This window comes from Blastococcus sp. TBT05-19 (genome assembly GCF_003319095.1).
GTDB lineage: Bacteria > Actinomycetota > Actinomycetes > Mycobacteriales > Geodermatophilaceae > Blastococcus.
This window is the reverse complement of record NZ_QOHI01000002.1, coordinates 39,864-66,076: the sequence shown is the minus strand read 5'-3', so window position 1 is coordinate 66,076 and position 26,213 is coordinate 39,864. Positions and strand designations below refer to the sequence as shown.

The 26,213-nt window shown below is 73.9% G+C and carries 23 protein-coding genes; 16 read left to right on the top strand and 7 right to left on the bottom strand.

Annotated features, from left to right (window positions below; genetic code table 11):
- Positions 1 to 35: 35 nt before the first annotated feature.
- Complete coding sequence (gene clpB / locus DQ244_RS06930) at positions 36 to 2,618, top strand: ATP-dependent chaperone ClpB (RefSeq protein WP_113810762.1); 2,583 nt, start codon at positions 36 to 38, stop codon at positions 2,616 to 2,618.
- A 115-nt stretch (positions 2,619 to 2,733) separates the two neighbouring features.
- The gene (locus DQ244_RS19585; protein WP_199580263.1) at positions 2,734 to 3,528 is read left to right on the top strand and encodes a hypothetical protein; all 795 of its coding nucleotides are present in this window, start codon (positions 2,734 to 2,736) and stop codon (positions 3,526 to 3,528) included.
- Positions 3,529 to 3,543: 15 nt separating this feature from the next.
- On the opposite strand, the gene DQ244_RS06920 is transcribed toward DQ244_RS19585, so the two are convergent.
- Positions 3,544 to 3,942, bottom strand: a complete 399-nt coding sequence (locus tag DQ244_RS06920) for a hypothetical protein (RefSeq protein WP_113810761.1) — start codon at positions 3,940 to 3,942, stop codon at positions 3,544 to 3,546.
- 190 nt (positions 3,943 to 4,132) lie between these two features.
- Between DQ244_RS06920 and DQ244_RS06915 the strand changes: the two genes are divergently transcribed.
- The 8 genes from DQ244_RS06915 (at position 4,133) to DQ244_RS19580 (ending at position 12,100) form a co-directional block, all read left to right on the top strand.
- Entirely contained in the window at positions 4,133 to 5,788 is a 1,656-nt protein-coding gene (locus DQ244_RS06915) for a molybdopterin-dependent oxidoreductase (RefSeq protein ID WP_113811100.1), read from the top strand.
- Between the two features lie 146 nt (positions 5,789 to 5,934).
- Positions 5,935 to 6,597 (top strand): fasciclin domain-containing protein, encoded by a 663-nt coding sequence (locus tag DQ244_RS06910; protein ID WP_113810760.1) that lies wholly within the window; start codon positions 5,935 to 5,937, stop codon positions 6,595 to 6,597.
- A 95-nt stretch (positions 6,598 to 6,692) separates the two neighbouring features.
- Positions 6,693 to 7,247: an orotate phosphoribosyltransferase gene (gene pyrE / locus DQ244_RS06905; protein WP_199580262.1), complete on the top strand. Its 555-nt coding sequence runs from the start codon at positions 6,693 to 6,695 to the stop codon at positions 7,245 to 7,247.
- 102 nt (positions 7,248 to 7,349) lie between these two features.
- Complete coding sequence (locus tag DQ244_RS06900) at positions 7,350 to 8,768, top strand: FAD-binding oxidoreductase (RefSeq protein WP_233491228.1); 1,419 nt, start codon at positions 7,350 to 7,352, stop codon at positions 8,766 to 8,768.
- Positions 8,765 to 10,123 carry an FAD-dependent oxidoreductase gene (locus tag DQ244_RS06895; protein WP_113810759.1) on the top strand — a complete coding sequence of 453 codons (1,359 nt, stop codon included), beginning with the start codon at positions 8,765 to 8,767 and terminating at the stop codon, positions 10,121 to 10,123. The genes DQ244_RS06900 and DQ244_RS06895 overlap by 4 nt, the downstream gene beginning before the upstream one ends.
- A 161-nt stretch (positions 10,124 to 10,284) precedes the next feature.
- The gene (gene fbaA, locus DQ244_RS06890) at positions 10,285 to 11,316 is read left to right on the top strand and encodes a class II fructose-bisphosphate aldolase (RefSeq protein ID WP_113810758.1); all 1,032 of its coding nucleotides are present in this window, start codon (positions 10,285 to 10,287) and stop codon (positions 11,314 to 11,316) included.
- On the top strand, positions 11,316 to 11,723 hold the full coding sequence (locus DQ244_RS06885) for a DUF3151 domain-containing protein (protein ID WP_113810757.1): 408 nt from the start codon (positions 11,316 to 11,318) through the stop codon (positions 11,721 to 11,723). Before fbaA ends, DQ244_RS06885 begins: the two co-directional genes overlap by 1 nt.
- A 230-nt stretch (positions 11,724 to 11,953) precedes the next feature.
- The gene (locus DQ244_RS19580; RefSeq protein WP_199580261.1) at positions 11,954 to 12,100 is read left to right on the top strand and encodes a GPGG-motif small membrane protein; all 147 of its coding nucleotides are present in this window, start codon (positions 11,954 to 11,956) and stop codon (positions 12,098 to 12,100) included.
- 25 nt (positions 12,101 to 12,125) lie between these two features.
- On the opposite strand, the gene DQ244_RS06880 is transcribed toward DQ244_RS19580, so the two are convergent.
- The 3 genes from DQ244_RS06880 to DQ244_RS06870 all read right to left on the bottom strand — a co-directional run bounded on the left by DQ244_RS06880 (position 12,126) and on the right by DQ244_RS06870 (position 14,788).
- Positions 12,126 to 12,962 (bottom strand): ATP-binding cassette domain-containing protein, encoded by an 837-nt coding sequence (locus DQ244_RS06880; protein WP_113810756.1) that lies wholly within the window; start codon positions 12,960 to 12,962, stop codon positions 12,126 to 12,128.
- A complete protein-coding gene (locus DQ244_RS06875) occupies positions 12,959 to 14,014 on the bottom strand; it encodes an ABC transporter permease (protein WP_113810755.1) in 1,056 nt (351 codons plus the stop codon). Before DQ244_RS06875 ends, DQ244_RS06880 begins: the two co-directional genes overlap by 4 nt.
- 159 nt (positions 14,015 to 14,173) lie before the next feature.
- Positions 14,174 to 14,788: a hypothetical protein gene (locus DQ244_RS06870; protein WP_113810754.1), complete on the bottom strand. Its 615-nt coding sequence runs from the start codon at positions 14,786 to 14,788 to the stop codon at positions 14,174 to 14,176.
- 65 nt (positions 14,789 to 14,853) lie between these two features.
- Between DQ244_RS06870 and DQ244_RS06865 the strand changes: the two genes are divergently transcribed.
- Positions 14,854 to 16,143 carry an adenylosuccinate synthase gene (locus DQ244_RS06865; RefSeq protein ID WP_113810753.1) on the top strand — a complete coding sequence of 430 codons (1,290 nt, stop codon included), beginning with the start codon at positions 14,854 to 14,856 and terminating at the stop codon, positions 16,141 to 16,143.
- A gap of 46 nt (positions 16,144 to 16,189) precedes the next feature.
- Entirely contained in the window at positions 16,190 to 17,209 is a 1,020-nt protein-coding gene (rsgA, locus tag DQ244_RS06860) for a ribosome small subunit-dependent GTPase A (protein WP_113810752.1), read from the top strand.
- Between the two features lie 4 nt (positions 17,210 to 17,213).
- On the opposite strand, the gene DQ244_RS06855 is transcribed toward rsgA, so the two are convergent.
- Complete coding sequence (locus DQ244_RS06855; protein WP_113811097.1) at positions 17,214 to 18,236, bottom strand: glycerophosphodiester phosphodiesterase family protein; 1,023 nt, start codon at positions 18,234 to 18,236, stop codon at positions 17,214 to 17,216.
- 216 nt (positions 18,237 to 18,452) lie between these two features.
- Here DQ244_RS06855 and purD point away from each other — a divergent pair, with 216 nt between their 5' ends.
- Entirely contained in the window at positions 18,453 to 19,739 is a 1,287-nt protein-coding gene (gene purD / locus DQ244_RS06850; RefSeq protein WP_113810751.1) for a phosphoribosylamine--glycine ligase, read from the top strand.
- 13 nt (positions 19,740 to 19,752) lie between these two features.
- Here purD and DQ244_RS06845 read toward each other — a convergent pair whose 3' ends face one another.
- Positions 19,753 to 21,204 (bottom strand): AI-2E family transporter, encoded by a 1,452-nt coding sequence (locus tag DQ244_RS06845; protein WP_113810750.1) that lies wholly within the window; start codon positions 21,202 to 21,204, stop codon positions 19,753 to 19,755.
- A 104-nt stretch (positions 21,205 to 21,308) separates the two neighbouring features.
- On the opposite strand from DQ244_RS06845, the gene purB reads away from it, so the two are divergent.
- A complete protein-coding gene (purB, locus tag DQ244_RS06840) occupies positions 21,309 to 22,616 on the top strand; it encodes an adenylosuccinate lyase (RefSeq protein ID WP_113810749.1) in 1,308 nt (435 codons plus the stop codon).
- Positions 22,613 to 23,476 carry a phosphoribosylaminoimidazolesuccinocarboxamide synthase gene (locus tag DQ244_RS06835; protein WP_199580260.1) on the top strand — a complete coding sequence of 288 codons (864 nt, stop codon included), beginning with the start codon at positions 22,613 to 22,615 and terminating at the stop codon, positions 23,474 to 23,476. The genes purB and DQ244_RS06835 overlap by 4 nt, the downstream gene beginning before the upstream one ends.
- 29 nt (positions 23,477 to 23,505) lie before the next feature.
- Here DQ244_RS06835 and DQ244_RS06830 read toward each other — a convergent pair whose 3' ends face one another.
- Positions 23,506 to 25,797 carry an Ig-like domain-containing protein gene (locus tag DQ244_RS06830; protein ID WP_113810748.1) on the bottom strand — a complete coding sequence of 764 codons (2,292 nt, stop codon included), beginning with the start codon at positions 25,795 to 25,797 and terminating at the stop codon, positions 23,506 to 23,508.
- A gap of 153 nt (positions 25,798 to 25,950) precedes the next feature.
- Here DQ244_RS06830 and purS point away from each other — a divergent pair, with 153 nt between their 5' ends.
- Positions 25,951 to 26,190: a phosphoribosylformylglycinamidine synthase subunit PurS gene (purS, locus tag DQ244_RS06825; RefSeq protein WP_113810747.1), complete on the top strand. Its 240-nt coding sequence runs from the start codon at positions 25,951 to 25,953 to the stop codon at positions 26,188 to 26,190.
- The last annotated feature ends 23 nt before the right edge of the window (positions 26,191 to 26,213 follow it).

The window sequence follows — 26,213 nt, the reverse complement described above, 5'->3', positions numbered from 1 at the left end:
GGTGCCCGGACCGACGAAAGGACGTGCGTCAGAGCATGGAGAGCAAGCTCACGACCCGTTCGCAGGAGGCCGTCGCCGGCGCCCAGCGCCTCGCGGTCGGCCGGGGTCAGGCGGCTCTGGAGCCGCTGCACCTGCTCAACGCCCTCCTGGAGCAGACCGACGGCATCGCCGGTCCCCTGCTCACCGCGGTGGGCGCCGATCCCGTCGACGTGCGCAGCAAGGCCGAGGCCGCGCTGCGCCGGATGCCGAGCGTCAGCGGCGCCACGGTGTCCGCGCCGGCCCCCTCGCGGGAGTTCCTCCGGGTGATCAACGCAGCCGGGGAGCAGGCCGGCGCGCTGGGCGACGAGTACGTCTCCACCGAGCACCTGCTCGTCGGGCTGGCCGGCTCCGAGGGCGAGGCGGGCGCGGTGCTGACCAGCGCCGGCGCCACCCGCGACGCGCTGGTGGCCGCCTTCCGCACCGTGCGCGGCACGCGCAAGGTCACCACGCCGGACCCGGAGAACACCTTCCAGGCGCTGCAGAAGTACGCCGTCGACCTCACCGAGCGTGCCCGCGAGGGCAAGATCGACCCGGTCATCGGCCGGGACACCGAGATCCGCCGGGTCGTGCAGGTGCTCTCCCGCCGCACCAAGAACAACCCGGTCCTCATCGGCGAGCCCGGGGTCGGCAAGACGGCGATCGTCGAGGGGCTGGCCCAGCGCATGGTCGCCGGCGACGTGCCGGAGAGCCTCAAGGGCAAGCGGCTCATGGCGCTGGACCTGGGCGCGATGGTCGCCGGGGCCAAGTACCGGGGCGAGTTCGAGGAGCGGCTCAAGGCCGTGCTCCAGGAGATCACCGAGGCCGAGGGCCAGGTCGTCACCTTCATCGACGAGCTGCACACGCTGGTCGGCGCCGGTGCGACCGGCGACTCGTCCATGGACGCCGGCAACATGATCAAGCCGATGCTCGCCCGTGGCGAGCTGCGCATGGTCGGGGCGACGACGCTCGACGAGTACCGCGAGCACATCGAGAAGGACCCGGCGCTGGAGCGCCGGTTCCAGCAGGTGTACGTCGGCGAGCCCTCCGTCGAGGACACGATCGGCATCCTCCGCGGCCTCAAGGAGCGCTACGAGGTGCACCACGGTGTGCGCATCACCGACACCGCGATCGTCGCCGCCGCCACCCTGTCGGACCGGTACGTCACGTCCCGCTTCCTGCCGGACAAGGCGATCGACCTGGTCGACGAGGCCGCCAGCCGGCTGCGCATGGAGATCGACAGCCGCCCCGTCGAGGTCGACGAGGTGGAGCGCGCGGTGCGCCGCATGGAGATCGAGGAGATGGCGCTGGCCAAGGAGGACGACGAGTCCTCGAAGGCCCGCCTGGCCGCCCTCCGCGAGGACCTCGCGAACCGCCGGCAGGAGCTCGCCGAGCTCACCTTCCGCTGGCAGCAGGACAAGACCGCCATCGAGCGGATCCAGCGGATCAAGGAGGAGCTCGAGCACGTCCGCCTGGAGGCCGAGCGGGCGGAGCGGGACGGCGACCTCGCCCGCGCCGCGGAGCTGCGCTACGGCCGGCTGCCCGAGCTCGAGCGGTCGCTGACCTCGGCGGAGGACTCCGTCGCCTCCGGAGACTCGATGCTCAAGGAGGAGGTCGGCCCCGACGACATCGCCGAGGTCGTCCAGGCGTGGACCGGCATCCCCGCCGGCCGGCTGCTCGAGGGCGAGACCCAGAAGCTGCTGCGCATGGAGGAGGGGCTCACCGGCCGGGTGGTCGGGCAGCCCGACGCCGTCCGGGCCGTCGCCGACGCCGTCCGCCGGGCCCGCTCCGGCGTCTCGGACCCCGACCGGCCCACCGGTTCCTTCCTCTTCCTCGGCCCCACCGGCGTCGGCAAGACCGAGCTGGCCAAGGCGCTGGCGGAGTACCTGTTCGACGACGACCGGGCGATGGTCCGCATCGACATGAGCGAGTACTCCGAGAAGCACTCGGTGGCCCGCCTGGTCGGTGCTCCTCCGGGTTACGTCGGCTACGAGGCCGGGGGGCAGCTCACCGAGGCGGTGCGGCGCCGTCCGTACACCGTCGTCCTGCTCGACGAGGTGGAGAAGGCGCACCCCGACGTCTTCGACCTGCTCCTGCAGGTCCTCGACGACGGCCGGCTGACCGACGGCCAGGGCCGGACGGTGGACTTCCGCAACACCATCCTGATCCTGACCTCGAACCTCGGGTCGCAGATCATCGCCGACCAGTCGGTCCCGGAGGCCGCCCGCCGCGGCGCGGTGCTGGAGGTGGTCCGGTCGCACTTCAAGCCGGAGTTCCTCAACCGGCTCGACGACGTCGTGGTGTTCCGGGCCCTGGGCAGCGAGGAGCTGACCGGGATCGTCGACATCCAGGTCGGCGTCCTGGCCCGCCGGCTCGCCGCGCGCCGGCTCTCCCTGACCGTCACCGACGCCGCCCGCGACTGGCTGGCGCTGAACGGGTTCGACCCGGTCTACGGCGCCCGCCCGCTGCGCCGGCTCGTGCAGTCGGCCATCGGCGACCAGCTGGCCAGGGCGCTGCTGTCCGGCGACATCCGGGACGGCGACGAGGTGGTCGTCGACTGGCCGGCCGGCGACGCCGAGGGCCTGAGCGTCACCCGAGCGTGAGGAGCGGAGCGGCCCCCTGCCGGCCCGGGCAGGGGGTCGCTCGCGTGCCCTGCTGGTCCGGGCTCGCCGCGTCGGCGATGATCGCCACCACGGGGGAACGACGAGCGGAGGCGGGATGACGGCGGGGCCGGGCGACCAGCACGACCAGCAGCAGGGGCAGCAGCCGCAGGAGGGCCAGCAGGGTGGGCAACCTCCTGCGTGGCCGTCGCCGCCCGCCCAGCCGCAGCCGGGCCAGCCCCCGTACGGCCAGCCCCTGTACGGGCAGCCTCCGTACGGGCAGCAGCCCCCTCACGGCCAGCAGCAGCCTCCGTACGGGCAGCAGAACCCGCACGGCCAGCCGCCGCCCTACCCGCCGCCGAACCCCTACGCGTTCCCCGCCGCGCCGCCGGCCGCCGCGGGGTGGGGCGGCGAGGTGCCCAAGCCGATGGAGCGCCCGGTGACCGTGCGCGCCGGGTTGGGCGCCTACCTGGCCGCCCTGGTCCTGGGCGTCGTCGCCTCGATCGCGATGCTGGTCGAGTTCGACGAGGTCCTCACGTGGACGCAGAACCAGGCGGGCGGCGCCATCGAGGACCCCGGCCTGGAGGGCATCGACCCGGCGCAGTTCGCCGAGCTCTTCCTGCGCGTGGGACTGGTTGTGGGGCTGGTGGTGACCGCCCTGCAGCTGCTCTTCATCTGGTTCGCCTGGCGCGGCCACAACTGGGCCCGGGTCGTGCTCTGGGTGTTCGCGGGCCTCTCGCTGATCGCCGCGCCCTCCGGTGCGATCAACGGGGGCGGCCCGATCCCGTTCGTGAACGCGCTCGGCTGGTTCCAGACGGTGCTCCTGCTCGTCGCCGTCGTGCTGCTGGCGCTCAAGCCGTCCAACGACTGGTACCGCTTCCGGAAGTGGCAGCGGGCCACCGGGCAGGGCTGAGCCCCGCCGCAAGGTTCAGCCCCGCCCGGGCACCAGCCACTCCCGGGTGGTGCGCGCCAGCAGGCTGGCCACGGCCGAGACCGACAGCACCAGCTGCAGCAGCGAGACGGCGCTGACGCCCCCGGCGGCCAGCATCGACGAGAGCATCAGCAGGGCGAGGACGGTCGCGGCGAGCAGCCCGGTCCACCTGCCCCACGCGCGGCGGCGCTCGACGGCGATCGCCGACACGGCGAAGGTCACGCCGAGCACGAGGGACGACGCGACGTTGACGGTGACGAACTGCTCGGCCTCCGCGCGGGTGAGCCCCGCGGTCGCGAGGGCCTGGATCACCCCGTCGCGCCCGAAGAACGTCAGCGCCGCGTAGAGCAGGAGCAGCGCCGCGAGGGCTCCCAGGAGGCCGATGGCGACACGCACCGACGGGGGCTTCTGGGCGGGGCTCGCCGCGTCCGCGGGACGGGAGGCTGGGGTGGCCGGCACCCGCCCAGCCTTGCAGACGGCGGGCCGCCTGCGCCCGCACCGGTGAGGAGCCGTCGGGATGGGTGCAGAAGAATTGTGTGCGAGATGAATCCGGATCCGCACCGGCGCGCGAATGCCTGTCGTGACCATGACCGAGCAGGACCCGCGAGCCACCACCGGTGGCGACGGCCCCGGCACCGGCCTCCGCCGGGTGCTGGCCGCGCTGGCCGGGCTGCTCGCCGCCGCGGTGGCGCTCGGTGTGGCCGAGCTCGTCGCGGCCCTGGTCGGACCTGCCTCCTCGCCGGTCGTGGCCGTCGGGGACGCGGCGATCACGCTGACTCCGGAACCGGTCAAGGCCTTCGCCATCCGGACCTTCGGCGAGAACGACAAGATCGCCCTGATCGTCGGCACGCTGATCGTGATCGCGATCTACGCGCTGGTCATCGGCCTGGTCGGACTGCGCAGCCGGCGCCTCGGCATCGCGGGGATCCTGCTCTTCGGGCTGGTCGGTGTCGTCGCCGCGGTGACCCGGCCGGCCGGCGGCATCCTCTACGGCCTGCCGGCGCTGGTCGGCGCCCTCGTCGGCGCGGGCGCGCTGCTGGCCCTGCTGTCCCCGCTGCAGACCCCGGCCCCGACCTCGGACCCGTCCCCCGCCCCGACCCCCGCGCCGTACGGTCTGGCCGGCCGTCTGCGCGACGCGCTGGGTGCCGGCGACCGCAAGGGCGCGGGTATGGACCGGCGCCGGTTCTTCCTCACCAGCGGCGTGGCCGTGGGTGTGGCCGCGGTCGCCGGTGGCGGTGGCCGCCTCCTCCAGCAGCGGTTCGACGTCGCCGGCGAGCGCGGCGACCTCGCGCTGCCCCGGCCGGCCTCCCCGGCCCCGGCGCTGCCCGCCGGCGCGGATCTGGCCCCCCGCATCGAGGGCCTGACCCCGCTGGTCACCCCCAACAAGGACTTCTACCGGGTGGACACCGCGATCACGGTTCCGCAGATCCGCCCCTCGGACTACACGCTCACGCTGAAGGGCAAGTTCGACTCCCCGCAGTCGTACTCGCTGCAGGACCTCTTCGACCGCGACGACATCATCGAGCGGGACATCACCCTCACCTGCGTCTCCAACGAGGTGGGCGGCCGGCTGGCCGGCACCGCCCGCTGGCTGGGCGTGCCCCTGGGCGCGTTCCTCCGGGAGAACGGCATCGGCGACGACAGCGACCAGCTGGTCTGCACGTCCTCGGACGGCATGACCATCGGCGCTCCGACGCGCTCGGCCCTCGAGGTCGAGGACGCCATGCTGGCGTTCGGGATGAACGGCGAGCCGCTGCCGGTGGAGCACGGCTTCCCGGTGCGCATGCTGATCCCGGGCCTCTACGGCTACGTGTCGGCGTGCAAGTGGATCACCACGATCGACGCCACCACCTACGACGCCTTCGACGCCTACTGGGTCGAGCGCGACTGGGCCGCCGATGGCCCGATCAAGGTGTTCAGCCGGATCGACACCCCCGCGCCGCTGCGCCAGTTCCCCGCCGGCCGCCGTCCCATCGCGGGCGTGGCCTGGGCGCAGACGCGCGGCATCGCCCGCGTCGAGGTCAGGGTCGACGACGAGGACTGGGTCGAGGCCGAGCTCTCGCCCGAGGTCGACGCCGACCTGTGGCGCCAGTGGGTGCTGCCCTACGACTTCGCCACCGGCCAGCACGACCTCACCGTGCGCGCCACCAGCAAGGACGGCGAGACGCAGACGGAGGAGCGCGCGGCGCCCTTCCCGAACGGTGCCAGCGGCTGGCACTCGGTCCGGGTGATCACCACCTGACCCCGGTCCGGTGCCCGCACCGGACCCCGCAGACCCGTCCCGGCCCGCCGGCGACGTCCACCCGGTCGCTCCCGCGGCCGGTGCACCACCACCACCCCGACCGCGACACCGACGTCGCACGGAACAGGAACGGAGCACCACCGACCATGAAGCGCACCCTTTCCCGCGGCATGCTGCTCACCGCCGTCACCTCCCTCGCCGTGACCCTCAGCGCCTGTGGCGGCTCGGACGAGGGCTCGGAGAGCTCCGCGTCGGGTTCGTCGAGCAGCAGCAGCTCCTCGGCCGCCGAGAGCTCCGCGATGCCCATGTCCGACGGTCCGTTCGGCGAGGCCTGCTCCCAGGTGCCCACCGAGGGCGAGGGCAGCGTCGAGGGCATGAGCGACGACCCGGTCGCCACCGCCGCCAGCAACAACCCGATCCTGTCCACCCTGGTCCAGGCCGTCACCGCCGCCGAGCTCGGCGACACCCTGAACTCGGCGCAGGACATCACCGTGCTGGCCCCGGCCAACCCGGCGTTCGAGGCCGTCCCGGCCGACGCCCTGCAGGGTCTGCTCGCCGACAAGGCGGCCCTGACCACGGTGCTCACCCACCACGTCATCCCGGGCCGCCTGAGCCCGGAGGACCTGGCCGGCACCCACACCACGCTGAACAACGACGAGGTGACCATCGAGGGCTCCGGTGAGGACTTCTCGATCGCCATGGACGGCACCGTCGTCGGCATGGAGGCCTCGGTGATCTGCGGCAACGTGCAGACCGCCAACGCCACCGTCTACGTCATCGACCAGGTCCTCAAGCCTGCCGGTATGTGATCCCTCCGCTCCTCCTGCACCTGGGAGGGGCACCGCAGGGCCCCCGTCGGACACCCGTCCGGCGGGGGCCCTGCGGCGTGTCTAGGGTCCTTGCCATGACGGCCCCCACCGCCCTGCCGGACCGTGACCGGCTGCTGCAGCTGATCGTCGACCTCGCCGTCGTGCACGGGAAGGTCACCCTCTCCTCGGGGCGCGAGGCGGACTGGTACATCGACATGCGCCGCCTGACGCTGCACCACGAGGGCGCTCCGCTCGTGGGCCGCGTGATGCGCCAGCTGACCGGCGACATCCGCTACGACGTCGTCGGCGGCCTCACCCTGGGCGCGGACCCGGTGGCGACGGCGATGCTGCACGCGGCCTCCGCCGGCGAGGGCTTCCTCGACGCCTGCGTGGTGCGCAAGGCGGGCAAGGCGCACGGTTTGCAGCGGCGGATCGAGGGGCCGGACGTCGCCGGGCGGGCGGTGCTCGTGGTCGAGGACGTCTCCACCACCGGCGGCTCCCCGCTCACCGCGGCCGAGGCGCTGCAGGAGGCCGGCGCCGAGGTCATCGGCATCGCCGTCATCGTCGACCGGGGTGGTCGGCAGGCCGTCGAGGAGGCCGGCTTCGAGTACCGCGCCGCCTTCACCCTCGCCGACCTCGGCCTCGACTGAGGAAGGACCCCGTCGCCCCCCGGCACTCGCTCCGCTCGCGCCGGGTCCCTGCGACGGGGCCGTTCCAGCACCGCGCCGCAGGGGACGCCGTACGGTGTGACGGTGACCACAGTCGCCACCGTGTGGCTCGCCGAGCTCGTCGACGCGCTCGGCGGCGACGGCGTCCTGACCGATCCCGACGTCACCTCCGCCTACGCGCGCGACCAGGCCATGCTGGCCGAGGCGGGCACCCCCGCCGCGGTGGTCTTCCCGCGCTGCACCGACGACGTCGTCGCGATCATGCGGGTGGCCGCCCGGCACGGAATCCCGGTGGTGCCGCGCGGTGCCGGCTCGGGCCTGGCCGGTGGCGCCAACGCCGTCGACGGCGCGATCACCGTGGTGCTGACCCGAATGGACGCCGTCCTCGAGATCTCCGAGGCCGACCGGCTGGTCGTGGTCCAGCCGGGCGTGGTCAACAAGGCCCTGCGCGACGCCGTCGCCGGCTCCGGGCTCTTCTACCCCCCGGACCCGTCGAGCTACGACTGGTGCACCATCGGCGGCAACCTCGCCACGAACTCCGGTGGCCTGTGCTGCGTGAAGTACGGCGTCACCACCGACTACGTGCTCGCCCTCGAGGTCGTGCTGGCCGACGGTCGCGTGCTGCGCACCGGGCGGCGCACCGTCAAGGGCGTGGCGGGCTACGACCTGGCCCGCCTGTTCGTGGGTTCGGAGGGGACGCTCGGGATCATCGCCGAGGCCACCCTGGCGCTCCGCCCGGCGCCGCAGCGCCCGGTCACCCTGGCCGCCACCTTCGCCACCACCGCGCAGACCGGGCAGGTCGTGGAGCGGGTGGTCACGACCGGCCTGGTGCCCAGCCTGCTCGAGGTCATGGACAACACCTGCATCCGCGCGGTCGACGACCTGCTGAAGGCCGACCTCGACCGGGACGCGCACGCGCTGCTGGTCGCCCAGTCCGACGCGGGAGGTGAGGCCGCCGCGCGGGAGATCGAGGCGCTGGCCGGGCTGTGCCGGGAGGCGGGGGCGCAGTTCGTGCACACCACGGAGGACCCCGCGGAGGGCGACCTGCTCCTGCAGGCCCGGCGGATGGCGCTCCCGGCCCTGGCGCAGCTGGGCAGCACGCTCATCGACGACGTCGCCGTCCCGCGGTCGCGGATCGCCGCGTTCCTCGACGGCTGCGACGCGATCGCGGCGGCGCGGGCGCTCACCATCGGCGTCGTCGGGCACGCCGGCGACGGCAACATGCACCCGACGATCTGCTTCGACCCGGCCGACGCCGATCAGCGGGAGCGGGCCTTCGCCGCCTTCGACGACATCCTCGAGCTCGGCCTCTCCCTCGGCGGCACGATCACCGGCGAGCACGGGGTGGGCACGATCAAGCTCGACTGGCTGGAGCGCGAGATCGGGCCGGTGTCGCTGGAGGTGCACCGCTCGATCAAGGCGGCGCTGGACCCCGCGGGCCTGCTCAGCCCCGGCTCGGTGTTCCGGTACACGGCGGGCCGGGGTGGCACGCTGAAGGCATGAGCGGATCCCGGGAACGGCTCGTCGTCATCGGTGGGGACGCCGCCGGGATGTCCGCTGCGGCGCAGGCCCGCCGTCTGCGGGACGCCGACGACCTCGACATCGTCGTGCTGGAGCAGGGGCCGGACGTCTCCTACTCCGCCTGCGGCATCCCGTACTGGATCGGCGGGCAGGTGGAGCGGCGGGAGCACCTCATCGCGCGCACGCCGGAGGACTTCGCGGCCAAGGACATCACCGTCCGCACCGGCACGCGGGCCGAGGAGATCGAGACCGAGGCCGGGAAGGTGGTCACCGCCGACGGCGAGCGGATCGGCTACGACCGGCTGGTGGTGGCCACCGGCGGGCGCCCGTCCCGGCCGCCGATCCCCGGGCTGGACGCCCCGGGCGTCTTCGGCGTGCACCGGCTGGACGACGGCGCGGCGATCCGGGCGGCTCTGGACGGCGGGGCGCGCCGCGGGCTGGTCCTGGGCGGGGGCTACATCGGCCTGGAGATGGCCGAGGTCCTGCAGCGGCGCGGCCTCGAGGTCACCGTCGTGCTCGCCGACCCGCTGCCCATGCAGCTGCTCGACGCAGACATGGGGGAGCGGGTGCGCGCCGGCATGGGCGCCATGGGCATGGACGTGCACACCGACCAGGCCGTGCGCGAGGTGCTGGTCGACGCGTCGGGGCGGGCCTGCGGGGTGCGCACCGACGCCGGGAGCTACGAGGCCGACCTGGTCGTCCTCGGGCTCGGCATGGGCCCGGAGGTGGCGCTCGCCGAGGCCGCCGGCATCCGGCTCGGCGCCACCGGGGCCATCGACGTCGACCGGACGCAGCGGACCAGGTCGCACCCGGAGATCTACGCAGCCGGCGACTGCGCGCAGACCTTCCACCGCGTGACCGGCGAGGCCGCGCACGTGGCGCTGGGCACCCACGCCAACAAGCAGGGCCGGGTGGCGGGCTCGGTGATCGGCGGCCGGCCCGCGCGCTTCGCCGGGGTCCTCGGGACCGCCCTCACCAAGGTCGGCGAGATCGAGGTCGCCCGCACGGGCCTGTGCACGACGCAGGCGGAGGAGGCCGGGTTCGACTACCGGACCGACACGATCGAGGCGACGACGAGGGCCGGCTACTACCCGGGTGCGGAGGAGATCGCGATCAAGCTCCTCAGCGAGGCCGGGTCCGGGCAGCTGATCGGCGCGCAGATCGTGGGCGGGCCGGGGTCGGGGAAGCGGATCGACGTGCTGGCCGCCGCGATCTGGGCCGGCATGACCGCCGAGGACCTGGCCGGGTCCGACCTCTCCTACGCGCCGCCGTTCTCGCCCACCTACGACCCGGTCGTGGTGGCCGCCCGCGTGGTCAGCCGGACCGAGCAGGGGTGACCGAGGTCGCCGGCGCACGGATCGACGTCACCCAGGCGGTGGTACTCGGGACCGCACCGGGGCCGGACGTCCGCCCCGACGCCCCGGAGTGAGCCCGGCGGCGCGATACTGACCAGCGACGTACAGCGCCGTACACGCCGCTCACCCGAGGAGTGCCCCGCATGCCCATCGCGACCCCTGAGGTCTACGCCGACATGATCCGCCGGGCCAAGGAGGGCGGCTACGCCTACCCGGCGATCAACTGCACCTCGTCCGAGACGATCAACGCGGCGCTGCGCGGGTTCGCCGACGCGGGCAGCGACGGCATCATCCAGTTCTCCACCGGCGGCGCGGAGTTCGGCTCCGGCACCAAGGTGAAGGACATGGTCACCGGCGCCGTGGCGCTGGCCGAGTTCGCCCACGTCGTGGCCGAGCGGTACCCGGTCAACGTGGCGCTGCACACCGACCACTGCCCCAAGGACAAGCTGGACTCCTACGTCCGCCCGCTGATCGCGCTGTCCCAGGACCGCGTCGACGCCGGCCAGGCGCCGCTGTTCCAGTCGCACATGTGGGACGGCTCGGCGATCGACCTGGAGGAGAACCTCGAGATCGCCGAGGAGCTGCTGGAGAAGGCCGCCGCCGCGAAGATCGTGCTCGAGGTGGAGATCGGCGTCGTCGGCGGCGAGGAGGACGGCGTCGCGCACGACATCAACGAGAAGCTCTACACCGCCGAGGGCGACTTCGTGGCCACCGCTCGGAAGCTCGGCCTCGGGGAGCGCGGGATCTACCTGCTCGCCGCCACCTTCGGCAACGTGCACGGCGTCTACAAGCCGGGCAACGTCAAGCTCCGCCCGGAGATCCTCAAGCAGGGCCAGGACGTCGTCGCCAAGGAGTTCGGCAGCGCCGACGACAAGCCGTTCAACCTGGTCTTCCACGGCGGCTCGGGCTCCGCGCAGTCGGAGATCCGCGAGGCGCTGTCCTACGGCGTCATCAAGATGAACGTCGACACCGACACCCAGTACGCCTTCACCCGGCCGATCGCCGGCCACATGTTCGGCAACTACGACGGCGTGCTGAAGGTCGACGGCGAGGTCGGCAACAAGAAGGTCTACGACCCGCGCAGCTACCTCAAGGCCGCGGAGACGAGCATGGCCGCGCGCGTCGTCGAGGCGTGCGAGGACCTGCTGTCCGCCGGTCAGTCGCAGGGCGCCTGATGACGCACTCGCACGGGAACCTGCTGGGCGAGCCCGCGCCCACGCTGCTGCCGGGCAACCCGGAGGCCGACGCCGCACTGGCCGCCGGCACCCCGGCTGCCGAGGTCGCCGCGGACCACCCCACGGTGAGCGCGGCCTGGGCCGCGCTGGGCGAGGCGGCGCTGGACGAGGGGCGCACCATCGAGGCCTACGCCTACGCCCGCACCGGCTACCACCGCGGTCTGGACGCGCTGCGGCGCAACGGCTGGAAGGGCTACGGCCCGGTGCCGTGGTCGCACGAGCCCAACCGCGGGTTCCTGCGCTGCGTCACGGTGCTGGCGAGGGCCGCCGAGGCGATCGGTGAGACGAGCGAGCAGGAGCGCTGCACCCAGCTGCTACGCGACTGCGACCCGACGCTCGCCCCCTGACGTCCGACGTCGTGCGCCGAGGGCGCGTTCCCGACCCGGGAACGCGCCCTCGCTGCACCGTGCCGCCCCATCGGAGTACCCGTGACACGGAGTTGCGAGGATCCCGGGTCCGCACCGCCGCCGCCCTCCTGAGCTGCGCGGACTCCCGCGGTGTTTGCCCGTTGATCGTGATCGGGCATCACTGTGCGTGCACGGCGCCGACCAGGCGCCCGCAGGAAGAGGGCTGAGCAATGGTGACCCTGTTGTGGATCCTCGCCGTGATCCTGGTGATCTCCGGGATCTTCGCGATCGTCCGTGGGCAGATGCTCTGGGGGATCGTGCTGATCGTCATCGGGCTGCTCGTCGGCCCGGGTGGTGTCAGCGTCTTCAGTCCCTGACCATCCCTGACCGCCCTGCCCGGGCTCAGCGTTCGCCGAGCTCCGGGTGCAGGGCGGTCAGGGCGTCGGTGAGGGTGGTGAGCTGCTCGCCGCCGGCCATGAGCGCGGTCAGGTCGTCGGCGTCGACGTCGTCCCGCGTGAGGTTGCCGGCCACGGAGCCGTGGGCCAGCAGCAGGAACCGGTCGCCGATCAGGTGCGCGTAGCGCGGGTTGTTCGTCACGACGACGACGGCCAGGCCCTGCGCCCGCGCCGCGAGGATCGCCTGCCCGAACAGCGTCTGCCGCGCCACCGTCATCGGGGTGTCCGGCTCGTCGATGACCAGCGCCCGCGCCCCGAAGTGCAGCGCCCGGGCGACCGCGAGGCTCTGCCGCTCACCGGCCTGGAGCGCGCTCGCCGGTTGGTCGGGGTCCAGGCCGGTCACGCCCACCCGCGCCATCGCGCGGACCGTCGTCTCCCGGGCGCCCTCGACGTCCAGACGGCGCAGCGGCCAGACCCCCCTAGTCGGCTCGGCGCCCAGGAAGAAGTTCCGCCAGCTCGACAGCAGCGGCGCGACGGCGAGGTCCTGCCACACGGTGGCGATGCCCAGGGCACGGGCCTGCCGCGGTGACCGGAAGCGCACCGGGGTCCCGGCGACGAGCAGCTCGCCCTCGTCGTGGCGGCGCAGCCCGGAGAGCACCGAGACCAGGGTCGACTTCCCGGAGCCGTTCTCGCCCAGCACGCAGGTGATGGCGCCCGCGTGCAGCGGCACGGAGACCCGGTGGAGCGCGGGGACGTGGCCGTGCCGGACGGTCAGCCCCCGCAGCTCGATCACGGGCGTGGAGGACGGCACGGAGCTCTCGTCCGGCACGGAGGCGGTGCTCACGAGCGCGGCCTGGCCTTGAGCCGGCGGCGCACCACGCCGTTGGCCACGAGCGCGACGAGCAGCAGCGCGCCGAGCAGCGTCTGGAACCACCGCGGGTCCCAGCCGGCCAGCGTGATGCCCTGCCGGGCGACGGCGTAGAGCAGGGCGGCGACGGCGGCGCCGATCGCCGAGCCGTAGCCGCCGGTGAGCAGGCAGCCCCCGATCACCGCGACGACGAGGAAGTCCAGCGCGGTGCCCAGCCCCGCGGTGCCCAGCTGCACGCTCTCCAGCCGGAACAGCGCGAGCGTGCCGATCAGCCAGCCCGCCGTCGCGGTGAGGCAGAACAGCACCACCGTCGTCCGGCGCACGGGGACGCCCAGCTCGCGGGCGGCCCGCCGGGCGCCCCCGGCGGCGAACACCGCGTTGCCGAACTTCGTGCGCCACAGCGCCCAGGTGGCCAGCGCGGTGGCCACGACCCACCAGAGGACGGCGACGTGGAACCGGGCGCCGCCGATCTCGGTCGAGGAGCCGAAGACGGCGGCCGCGGAGCTCCACCCGCTCGCGGCGTCGAGCCCGCCGACCTGGGTGGACCCGGCCACGGCCTCGAAGCCGGCCAGCGCGGTGCCCTGCAGCACGAGGAACGTGGCGAGGGTGACCAGGAAGCTGGGCAGGCCGGTGTTGACCACCAGCACGCCGTTGACCACGCCGATGGTCAGCGCGAACAGCAGCGTCACCACCAGGGCCGCCCAGACCGGCCATCCCGCGTGCCCGGTCAGCATCGCGGTGAGCAGCGAGCTGGCCAGCGCCATCACGCCCACGGACAGGTCGAACTGGCCCGCGACCAGGAGCAGGGCGACCGCGACGGCGCCGATGCCGAGCGGAGCCGCGACGTCGAGGACCCCGGCCAGCCCTCCGCTCGTGCGCAGCGCGGGTGCCTGCAGGCCGAAGAAGACGACGACCACCACGAGGGCGACGACGGCGGGCAGGCTGGGCCGGGCCAGCGCCCGCGAGAGGACGCGGCGCCCCGGTGCGGAGCGCGCCGGGCCGTAGGTGGGCAGCCGGTCGCCGATCACCGTCGGGGAGCCCCGGCGGCGGGAGAACAGGACGTCGGCAGCGGGTCCTCCTCGGGCGTGCGGTCCGTCCAGTGTCCACGACCAGGTGACGTGCTGGAACGGCCACCCTTCAGGGACCCGCGGCGAGCGCAGCGAGTCGTGGGGGGAAGGGTGGTCCTTCTAGGGCTGGAGCCGCCACCGCACGCGGTCGTCGGCGTACCAGGTCCAGCGGGTGACCGGGCGCGGGTACGCGACGCCGTCCCGGACGATCCGGGCCGGGTCCGAGGCGACCTGCAGGGCGCGTCCGCTGGTCTGCCGGGTCGGGCGCAGCGGCAGCGTCATCACGGTCACGCCGATCGTGTCGACGGCGGTCCAGTCCGGCCGGACGTCGATCCGGGTGATCTCCCCGTCGGCCACCCGGATGTCGTCGTGGTGGGCCTGCAGCCCCAACCGGCGGGACAGCGACCGCCGGCCACCGCCGGCCGCCTCGATCCGGCCGTGGTGCAGCAGGACGCCGCCGTGGTCGTCGCGGACCAGCGTGAGGTCGCGCGGCTCGCCGGTGCCGATCTCGAGCGCGCGCGCCAGCGCGTCGGACGCCTTGTCGCGCCCCGGGTCCCAGGCCACCGGCACCTCGGCGGTCCGCCCGGCCCTGAGCAGCGCCGCGAGCACGGCCGCGAGCGCCGGCACGGGCCCCCGCACCACGACGGCGTCAGCGGCGCCGACCGGCTCGAGCTGGGTCGGGCGGGGCGCTTCACCGGGCTCCAGACGACGGAGGTCCAGCTCGACGGAGGACATGCGGATACCCTGCCACCTGCCGGCCGGGAACCTCCGGGCCGCCGACGAACAGGAGCCAGGAGCCGATGCCCGCAGTCGTGCTGATCGGTGCCCAGTGGGGCGACGAAGGCAAGGGCAAGGCCACCGACCTGCTCGGCGGCCGCGTTCCCTACGTCGTCCGCTACCAGGGCGGCAACAACGCCGGCCACACGGTGATCACGCCGGACGGCGAGAAGTACGCCCTCCACCTGATCCCGTCGGGCATCCTCACGCCCGGGTGCACGCCGGTCATCGGCAACGGCGTGGTGATCGACCCCGAGGTGCTCATCAGGGAGCTGGCGGGCCTGGAGGAGCGCGGGGTGGACACCTCGCGACTGGTGATCTCCTCCGACGCGCACTTGATCATGCCGCACCACCGGGCCCTCGACAAGGTCACCGAGCGCTTCCTGGGCAAGCGCAAGATCGGCACCACGGGCCGCGGGATCGGGCCCGCGTACGGCGACAAGGTCGCCCGCGTCGGCATCCGCGTGCAGGACCTGCTCGACCTCTCCATCCTGCGGCAGAAGCTCGAGGGCACCCTGCAGGAGAAGAACCAGGTCCTCGTCAAGGTCTACAACCGCAAGGCCATCGACGTGGACGAGGTCGTCGAGGAGTACGCCGGGTACGCCGAGATCCTCAAGCACCGGATCGTCGACACCCGGCTGCTGCTGGGCAAGGCGCTCGACGCCGGCGAGTGGGTGCTGCTCGAGGGCTCCCAGGGCACGCTGCTCGACGTCGACCACGGCACGTATCCGTTCGTCACGTCGTCCAACCCGACCGCCGGTGGCGCCGCGGTCGGCGCCGGGGTCGGCCCGACCCGCATCGAGCGGGTGGTCGGCATCCTCAAGGCCTACACGACCCGCGTGGGCTCCGGCCCGTTCCCGACCGAGCTGCACGACCAGTGGGGCGAGTACCTGCGCAAGCACGGCGGCGAGGTCGGCGTCACGACCGGCCGCGACCGCCGCTGCGGCTGGTTCGACGCCGTCATCGCGCGGTACGCCAGCCGGGTCAACGGCATCACCGACTACTTCCTCACCAAGCTCGACGTGCTCTCCGGCCTGGACACCGTGCCGATCTGCGTGGCCTACGAGATCGACGGCGTCCGCCACGACGAGATGCCGATGACGCAGACCGACTTCCACCACGCGAAGCCGGTCTACGAGGAGATGCCCGGCTGGTTCGAGGACATCCGGCACTGCCGGACCTTCGACGAGCTGCCCGCGGCCGCGCAGGCCTACGTGCGCCGGCTGGAGGAGCTCTCGGGCGCCCGCATCAGCGTGATCGGCGTGGGCCCGGGCCGCGACGAGAACGTCGTCGTCCACGACCTGATCGGCTGAGAAAACCCCGCGACAGGGCGGTGCCCCGGCGGTCACCATCCCCGGCGTGGATCTCCTCGCGCTGGGCTGGACGGCCGACCGCGTCGCCCAGCTCCCGCCGGGCTGCGAGCCCGGCCGGGTGCTGCGGGTCGACCGCGGCCGGCTGACGGTGCGTGCCGCCGACGGAGAGCGGCGCGTGCATCCGGCGGCGGGACTGCACGGGGCGGCGGCACCGGCGGTGGGGGACTGGGTGGCCCTGCGCGGTGAGCTCGCCGTCGGCTTCCTCCCGCGGCGCAGCGCCTTCACCCGCACCGCGGCGGGGCGCACGTCGGCCGCGCAGGTGGTGGCGGCGAACGTGGACGTGGTGCTGGTGGTCGACGCCCTGATCGGCGAGGCCCGGGTGCGCCGGATCGAGCGCTACCTGGCCGTCGCCTGGAGCAGCGGGGCGGCGCCCGCCGTCGTGCTGACCAAGGCCGATCTGTGCGACGACGTCACGGCGGCCGTCGAGCAGGTGACCGAGGACGCGATCGGCGTCCCGGTCCTACCGGTCAGCTCGGTGACGGCGGAGGGGCTGGACGCCGTGCGCGAGCTGTTCGGCCCCGGGCGGACCGCGGCCATGGTCGGTCCCTCGGGGGTCGGGAAGTCCAGCCTGGCCAACGCGCTGGCGGGTCGGCCGGTGGCCGGGACGCGGGGCATCCGCGAGGACGGGCGCGGGCGGCACACGACGACGGCGCGCGAGCTGCACCTCCTGCCGGGGGGCGGGCTGCTCGTGGACACCCCCGGCATGCGGGAGCTGGGGCTGCACGACGACGCCGACGGCGTCGCGCAGGCCTACGCCGACGTCGAGGGGTTCGCCGCGGAGTGCCGCTACCGCGACTGCGAGCACCGCACCGAGCCGGGGTGCGCGGTGGCCGCCGCGATCGACGACGGACTCCTCGACCCCGCGCGGATCACGGCCTGGCGGAAGCTCCAGGGCGAGGCCCGGCACCAGCTGCTGCGGGTCGATGCGCGGGCCCGCGCCGAGGAGCGCAAGCGGCTGCGCGCGCTGCACCGGACGATGCGCGAGCGCCCCTACCGGACGCGCTGACCCGTCAGACCAGCTGGGCGGTGACCGCGGTCCGGGCCCGGACGGCGTGGTCGGGGGAGTCGGTGATCAGCCCGTCGACCCCGAGGGCCAACAGCTCCTTGGCGTCGCCGACCGCGTCCCCGAGGCCCTCGGGGGCCTCGCCGCGGCGCAGGTGCGCCGGGAGGAAGGCGTTCTCCGCCCGCAGCGTCCAGACGAACACGGTGAGCTGGGCGGAGTGCGCCTGGCCGACCAGGTGCGCCCGGCCCGGGCGGACGCCGGCGGCGCTGGCCAGGACGCGCTCGCGGCTGGGGGCGATCGCCTGGGCGTAGGTGGAGATCTCGCGCAGCCCCGACGGCGTCACCATGCCGTCGCCGGTGCGGTCGTCGGCCACGAGCTGGGCCATCTGCGGTCCGCCGTCGCCCAGCCGGGCGCGCAGCTCGCGCAGCAGCGCCGGGTCGAAGGACTGGATCATCACCGTGCCGTCGGCGCGGTCGGCGCCGAGCCGGCGGAGCTCCTCGGCCACGAGCGCGCCCATCGGCGGGCACGGGGCCGCGGAGACGTGCGGGTGCTTGAGCTCGGCCAGCACCCGGATCTGGCGGTCGGCGGTCGACCGGCACCGGGCCAGCTCGACCACCTCGGCGAGCGTCAGGATGCCGAACCGGCCGTCGTACGCGGTGTTGAGGGGGCGCATGGCCGGCATCCGCTCGACCGCGCGCAGGGTGCGCAGCTCGGCGTAGGTGAAGTCCTCGGTGAACCAGCCGGTGCACAGCTCGCCGTCGATCACCCTCGAGGTGTGCCGGTCGGCGAACTCGGGGTGCTCGGCCACGTCGGTGGAGAGGGAGAGCTCGTTCTCGTGCCGGACGACGAGCACGCCGTCGCGGCTGACCACGACGTCGGGCTCGATGAGGTCGGCTCCGAGGTCGATGGCCAGCTCGAAGCTGGCCGCCGTGTGCTCCGGCCGGTAGGCCGGGGCTCCACGGTGTCCGATGACGACGGGCCGGGGAAGGCGTGTCGCTGGTCGAATCGCCAGCGACTCGGTCGCGCGCATGGCACCCACAACACAGGAATCGGGTGAATCGGGGGGGAACTGAAGAAGACGGATTGCGCACAATCGAGAACACAGCGCGCTGACCAGGGATGCCGGAGCGTGAATGTGACCCAGATCACCTGGTGTGTCTGGGGTTTCTGGGGTTTGAACCGCCGGGAACGGGCCAGGGGGCGCGGCCTCGCGCCTCCCCCGGAAGGGTCGGTAGGGTCGCCGCTCGTGCGCGTGCTGGTGATCGGCTCCGGTGCCCGGGAGCACGCCCTGTGCGTGGCTCTGCAGTCCGACCCCGCGGTGAGCGCGCTCGCCTGCGCCCCCGGGAACGCCGGGACGCGCGCGGTCGCCCCGCCCCCTGCGGGCGGGGCGGTGCTGGCGGTGGCCGACCCGGTCGCCGTGGCCGACCTGGCGCGCGGCTGGGGCGCCGACCTCGTCGTCGTCGGCCCCGAGGTGCCCCTCGTCGCCGGGGTCGCCGACGCCGTGCGCGAGGTCGGCATCGCCTGTTTCGGCCCGTCGGCGCAGGCCGCGCAGCTGGAGGGCAGCAAGTCCTTCGCCAAGCACGTGATGACGGCGGCGGGCGTGCCCACGGCGCGCTCGTGGCCGGTCGGCGGCCCGGCCGAGCTGGAGACCGCGCTCGACGAGGTCGCAGCGCTGACCGGCGGTGCGCCCTACGTGGTCAAGGACGACGGGCTGGCCGCCGGCAAGGGCGTCGTCGTCACCCCCGACCGCGAGGCCGCCGCCGCGCACGGCCGAGCCGTCCTGGAGGCCGGGGGAGCGGTCCTGGTCGAGGAGTACCTCGACGGGCCGGAGGTGTCGCTGTTCGCCGTCACCGACGGGACGACGGTGCTGCCGCTCGTGCCCGCCCAGGACCACAAGCGCCGCGACGACGGCGACGGCGGGCCGAACACCGGTGGCATGGGCGCCTACGCACCGCTGCCGTGGGCGCCGCCCGGTCTGGTCGAGGAGGTGCTGGACACCGTCCTGCAGCCGACCGTGGACGAGATGGCCCGCCGCGGCGAGACGTTCAGCGGCCTGCTCTACGCCGGGCTCGCGCTCACCTCGCGCGGCGTGCGGGTGGTGGAGTTCAACGCCCGCTTCGGCGACCCGGAGACCCAGGTGGTCCTGCCGCTGCTGGAGACGCCGCTGGGGGGCCTGCTGCACGCGGCGGCCACCGGAACCCTGGCGGAGCACCCGCCGCTGCGCTGGCACGAGGGCAGCGCCGTCACCGTCGTCGTCGCCGCCCCGGGGTACCCCGAGCGGCCGCGCACCGGCGACCCGATCACCGGCGCCGACGGCGACGGCGTCCTGCACGCGGGGACGGCGCTCGCCGCCGACGGCACCGTCGTCTCCGCCGGGGGCCGGGTGCTCGCCGTGACCGCGGTCGGCGCGGACCTGGCCGCCGCCCGCCAGGCCGCCTACGAGCGGGTGGCCGGCGTGCGGCTGGCCGACGCGCACTGGCGCACCGACATCGCGCTGGCAGCCGTCGAGGGCCGGATCGCCGTCGACGGCTGAACCGGCCGGCCGGTCAGCCCTGCTCGACGACCCCCACGACCGGCTTCGCCCGCTCGGGGCGCGGCTCCGGTGGGCGTGGGCCCTCGTGCCGCCGGCTGAGGTACGTGCCGGCGACGTTGACGCACGCCACGGTCGGAACGGCGATCAGGGCGCCGAAGATGCCGCCGACGAGCAGTCCGGCCGCGATCGCGAGCACCACGGCCAGCGGGTGCACGTGCACCGCCCGGCCGAGCAGCAGCGGCTGCAGGACGTGCCCCTCCAGCTGCATGACGGCGATGACGACGGCCAGTGCGATGAGCGCCTTGATCGGGCCCTCCGACACCAGCGCCACCAGGACCGCGACCGTTCCGGCCAGGAACGACCCGATGATCGGGATGAAGGCCCCCAGGAACACCAGGGCGGCCAGCGGGATCACCAGCGGGACCGAGAGGATCGCCAGCCCGATGCCGATGCCGACGGCGTCGACGAGCGCGACGGCGACGGTGGCCCGGACGTAGGAGATCAGCGTCCGCCAGGCCCGGCGCGCGGCCTCGTCGAGGAAGGCGCGGGAGTCCCGGGGGAACAGGCCGACCAGCCAGAGCCAGATCGACCGGCCGTCCTTGAGGAAGAAGAAGAGGGTGAACAGCGCCAGGACGATGCCGGTGAAGACGTGGCCCACCGTCGTGGCGGTCGTGAGTGCGCCGGAGGCGATCGTCTCCTGGTTGGCGACGAGGGTCTCCTGCGCCTGGGCGACGGCGTTCTCCAGCTCCCCCCGGGTGATGGGGAAGGTGCGGACGACGAAGGTCTGCACCTGCCCGAGGCCCTCGCTGACCTGCGCGGCGAGGTCGCCGAACCCGGCGCTGATCTGCTGGACGACCAGCGTGATGATCCCGGAGACGACGCCGAGGCCGACGACGAGCATGGTCAGCGCGGAGAACGAGCGGGGCCAGCCGTGCCGCACCATCGCGGCGGCGCCCGGCTGCAGCAGCGCCGCCAGCAGCAGCGCCACGATGACCGGGACGACGACGACCGCGACGTAGGCCATCGCGGTCAGCAGCGCGTAGAGCCCGGCCAGCACGACGAGCAGCCGCCAGGACCACGCCGCCGCCGTCCGCAGGCCGGTGGGCACGTTGTCCTCGACGTGCAGCCGGGGGGCGGCACCGCCGACCAGCGGACGCTTCTTCTCGCTCCGGCGCCGCGGACGACCGCCCTCCGGCGGACCGCTGACGCCGCCGGGGCCGAGGGGGCCGTCCAGATCGGGCGCTCCGGGGGCCGGGCTGCCCAGCGGCGGCCCACCGTCGCCGGTGCCGTCGTCGAGGTCGTCGTCGTCCAGGTCGTCGTCCGGGTCGACGTCCGGGTCGACGTCCGGGTCGACGTCCGGGTCGACGTCGTGGTCCCGGTGCGGCCAGGCGTGGGGGTCGTGCTCCCGTGCGGTGCGGATGCGCTCGCGCGCACGCCCGACCAGAGCGCCGGCGCGTCGCAGCATTGCTCTCCTCCACCGACCAGTTGGGGGGCGTTCGTGATCACGCTAGCCCTGCGGGAGACTGTCCCCGTGGCGCGACGAGCTGAGCAGTGGCAGGCGGTACCCGCATGATCGAGCGCTACACGCTCCCCGACATGGGCCGGGTCTGGAGCGACGCGCACAAGTACGCGCTGTGGTGCCGCGTCGAGACCCTGGTGCTGGAGGCGCACGCCGCCGCCGGTCGCGTCCCGGCCGACGTCGTCGAGCCGGTGCGGAACGCGCCCCCGCCGAGCGCGGAGCGGGTCGCGGAGATCGAGGAGACGACGCAGCACGACGTCATCGCCTTCCTCACCGCCTGGGCGGACAACACCGAGCCCCGGTCGGCCGCCGCCTACGTGCACCACGGCATGACGTCGTCGGACCTGCTCGACACCGCGCTCGCCGTGCAGCTCACCGACGCCACCGACGTGCTGCTGGCCAAGGCCGACCGCCTGGTGGCCGCGCTGCGCGACCACGGGCTGGCGCACCGGAACACCATCCGGGTGGGACGCACGCACGGCGTGCACGCCGAACCCGTCGTCTGGGGCCACCGGGTCGCCGACCTGGCCTTCGCCGCGGCGCGGTCCCGCGACCGGCTGCGGGCCGCCCGGGACGCCGTCGGGGTCGTCGCCATCTCCGGCGCCGTCGGCACGTACTCGCTCATCGACCCGTCGGTCGAGCGCACGGTCGCCGACGCGCTGGGCCTGCGGCCGGCCGACGCCTCCACCCAGGTGGTGCTGCGCGACGGCATCAGCGAGTGGGTGTCGGCGCTGGCGATCATCGCCACGGTCTGCGAGGCGATCGCGCTGGAGGTCCGGCACGGCCAGCGGACCGAGGTGCGCGAGCTGTCGGAGGCGTTCGGGTCGGGCCAGAAGGGCTCGAGCGCGATGCCGCACAAGAAGAACCCGATCCGCTCCGAGCGCATCGCCGGCCTCGCCCGCGTGGTGCGGGCGGCGATCGTGCCGGTGATGGAGGGCATCCCGCTGTGGCACGAGCGGGACATCTCGCACTCCTCCACCGAGCGGGTGTTCCTGCCCGACGCCGCGATCACCACCGACTACCTGCTGGACCTGACGGCCGGGCTGGTGGAGAACCTGGTGGTCGACGCCGACCGGATGCGCGCCAACCTCGAATCCACCGGCGGGCTGATCTACACCTCGTCGGTGCTGCTGGAGCTGGTCGAGGGCGGGCTCTCCCGGGAGGACGCCTACGCGCTGGTGCAGGGCGCGGCGATGGAGACGTGGAAGTCCGGGACGCCGTTCCGCGAGACGCTGCGGGCCCGGGCGGGGGAGTCCGGCGTGACGCTGGACGAGGCGCGGCTGGACGAGATCTGCCGGCCGGAGCAGTACGTGGCCAACCTCGGGCCGCTCTTCGACCGGCTGGCAGCGCTGACGTGACCGTGGACCTGCCCCTCGTCGCCCGCGGCAAGGTGCGGGAGATCTACGACGCCGGGTCCGACCGGCTGCTGCTCGTGGCGTCGGACCGGATCTCCGCCTACGACTGGGTGCTGCCGACACCCATCCCCGACAAGGGGAAGGTGCTCACCCAGCTCTCGGTGTGGTGGTTCGAGCAGCTGACGCCGGTGCTGGAGCGCTTCGGGGCCACGCACCACCTGGTGTCGGCCTCCGACGTGCCGGCGGAGGTCGCCGGGCGGGCGATGCTCGTGCGCCGGCTGGAGATGCTGCCGGTCGAGTGCGTGGCCCGCGGCTACCTGTCCGGCGGCGGCACCAAGGAGTACGAGCGCACCGGCTCGATCCGCGACGTCGTCCTGCCCACCGGGCTGGTCGAGGGCTCGCAGCTGCCGGAGCCGGTGTTCACGCCGTCGACCAAGGCCGAGCTCGGCGAGCACGACGAGCCGATCGACTTCCCGCGGGTGGTGGAGCTCGTCGGCGCCGAGCGTGCCGAGGAGCTGCGGGAGCTGACGCTGGCGCTGTACCGGCGGGGCGCGGAGATCGCCCGCGAGGCCGGCATCGTGCTCGCCGACACCAAGGTCGAGTTCGGCGTCTCGCCCGACGGCGGGCTGGTGCTGGGCGACGAGGTGCTCACCCCCGACTCGTCGCGCTTCTGGCCGGCGTCGTCGTGGGCGCCGGGCTCGGTGCAGCCCTCCTACGACAAGCAGTTCGTGCGCGACTGGCTGATGTCGTCGGGCTGGGACCGGGTCTCCGAGCCGCCCGAGCTGCCGTCCGACGTCGTCGAGGCCACCCGGGAGCGGTACGTCACCGCCTACGAGAAGCTCACCGGCAGCCCGTTCGCCTGAGATCGGCTCGTGGGGCCGGAGCCGACCGGTCAGCGGTAGCTGATCACCGGCCGGCCGGTCGCGCGGTCGATCCTGATGCTGCCGCCCTGGAAGCTCTGGACCACCCCGGTCGGGCTGCTCACCTCTCCGCCCGTCGGGTAGCCCAGGCGGCCGCCTTCCCAGCCCTGGCGGGCCCAGGTGTCGCGGATGGTGCCGGCGACGATGTGGGTTCCGGCGGGGGAGGAGTAGATGGAGCCGCCCTGGAAGTGCTGGTAGCAGCCGCCGTTGCGCAGGCCGCAGGTCTCGCTCATGGTCGGGTAGCCGAGACGGCCGTTCTCCCAGCCCTGGCGCGCCCAGGCATCGCGGATGGCGCCGGCCACGACGTGGGTTCCGGCGGGGGAGGAGTAGATGGAGCCGCCCTGGAAGTGCTGGTAGCAGCCGCCGTTGCGCAGGCCGCAGGCCTCGCTCATGGTCGGGTAGCCCAGGCGGCCGCCTTCCCAGCCCTGGCGGGCCCAGGTGTCGCGGATGGTGCCGGCGACGACGTGGGTTCCGGTGGGGGAGGAGTAGATGGAGCCGCCCTGGAAGTGCTGGTAGCAGCCGCCGTTGCGCAGGCCGCAGGCCTCGCTCATGGTCGGGTAGCCGAGACGGCCGTTCTCCCAGCCCTGGCGGGCCCAGGTGTCGCGGATGGTGCCGGCGACGATGTGGGTTCCGGTGGGGGAGGAGTAGATGGATCCGCCCTGGAAGTGCTGGTAGCAGCCGCCGTTGCGCAGGCCGCAGGCCTCGCTCATGGTCGGGTAGCCGAGACGGCCGTTCTCCCAGCCCTGGCGGGCCCAGGTGTCGCGGATCCCGCCGGAGACCGGACGTGCGCCGGTGACCGGGCTCCAGTAGATCGAGCCGCCCTGGAAGTGCTGGTAGCAGCCGCCGTCGCGCAGACCGCAGGCCTCGCTCATGGTCGGGTGGCCGAGGGGCCCCGTGACCCCGCCCCGGGCCGCGTAGGTGTCGTGGACCTCGCCGCTGACACCGTGCGCGCCGGTGGTCGCGCTCCAGTACACGGCGCCGTCCTCGAAGGACTGCGCGACGCCGCCGGGAACCGGAGCTTCGCGGGCGACGGGGTAGCCCAGGGGGCCGTCCTCCCAGCCGGTGGCGGCCCAGCCTGCCTCGATGGCGTCCCGGACCGCCGTGGTGGGCGCGACGTCGGACTCCCAGATGCTGCCGAACTCGAAGAGCTGCCCGCAGCCGTTCTCCCGGAGGCCGCACTCCTGCTCCGCGAGGGGATAACCGAGGACCGGTATCCCACCGGCCGCATCGAACTCGACCTCCATGAAGCCGTAGACGGGCAGGGGGGCCTCGCCGTCCTGCTGCAGGATGATCCCGTGCAGGTGGTCCTGCCGCAGACCGCCCGGGACCGGCCGCTCGGCGACGGTGACCGGACCCAGGTAGCCGGAGTCCCAGCCCCGCTGCAGGAAGAACCAGCCGATGTCGGTCAGCGTCCGCGGGACCTGCCGCACCGGGGCGGACAACCCGCCCTCGAGCTGCTCGGACCGGGACACCTGGTAGCTGTACTCGCGCCCCTCGGTGAGACCCGTGTCGACGAACCGCGGGACCCGCGTCGTCGCGATGGCCACACCGTCCCGCCACACCCGCCACGTCGTGTAGCCCTCGCCGGACGAGTCCCAGGTCAGCTCCAGCGAGGAGCCCGTCCTGGTCGGGTCGACGTCGAGCCAGGCCGGCGTCAACGGGCGCACGGCCCGGTAGATCTCCGGGTAGGAGGCGAGGCCCTCGCGGCCGGCGCCGTCCAGGGCGACGGCCCAGTACATGTTGCTGGAGGAGTCGTCCATCCCGCTGTCGGTCCAGCTGGTGGCCGTCGTGGTGCCGATGGGCGCGTGATCCCGGTAGACGCGGTAGCCCGTGGCGCCCGGGACCGCCGACCAGGAGAAGACGAACGACCCGGGCGTCGTCACGCCGGTGGGGGCGGCCGGACGGGGGAGCGGTGTGTAGAGCGTGACGGTCACGGTGCCGGTCGCCGTGCCCCCGCGTCCGTCGGAGACGGTGTAGGTGAACGTGTCGTCACCGACCTGGCCGGTGTGCGGGCTGTAGTAGATCCAGGTGCTGGAGTACTGCGCGTATCCCCTGGTGGGGGTGCCGACACCGGCCAGGGTGAGCTGGTCGCCGTCCGGGTCGGTGTCGTTCTCCAGGACACGGATGACGAGCTGCCGGCCGTCGTTCATGTGCGCGACGGCGTCACCCGTGGCCACGGGCGGTTGGTTGACCGGAGCGGCCGAGGCAGGAGCCCCCGTCAGGAGGACCAGGCCGGCGGCGAGAACAGCGAACAGGGAACGCACAGGGCCTCCTCGGCGGACGAGCCGGATTCTGCAGTCGAACCGCCGATCTGTCACCGCCCGCGACCACGACGTGGGCTGGTGTGACGGACGGGGCGAGATGCGGCTCGTCGGGAGGGGTCGGAGGCCCGTGGACGGCCCGGTACCCTCGTCGGCGTGTCCCGGGTGGTCGTCGACGTCGTCCTGAAGCCGGAGATCTCCGACCCCCAGGGTCAGGCGGTCCTGGGAGCGCTGGGCCGGCTCGGCCACGACTCCGTGCGGAGCGTCCGCCAGGGCAAGCACTTCGTGCTCGAGGTCGACGGGACGCCGGACGAGGCGGAGCTGAAGCAGATCGCCGAGACGCTGCTCGCCAACCCGGTCATCGAGGACGTCGAGCTGCACCTCTCGTCCGAGTAAGCAAGCCCCCCGACCGAGAGAGG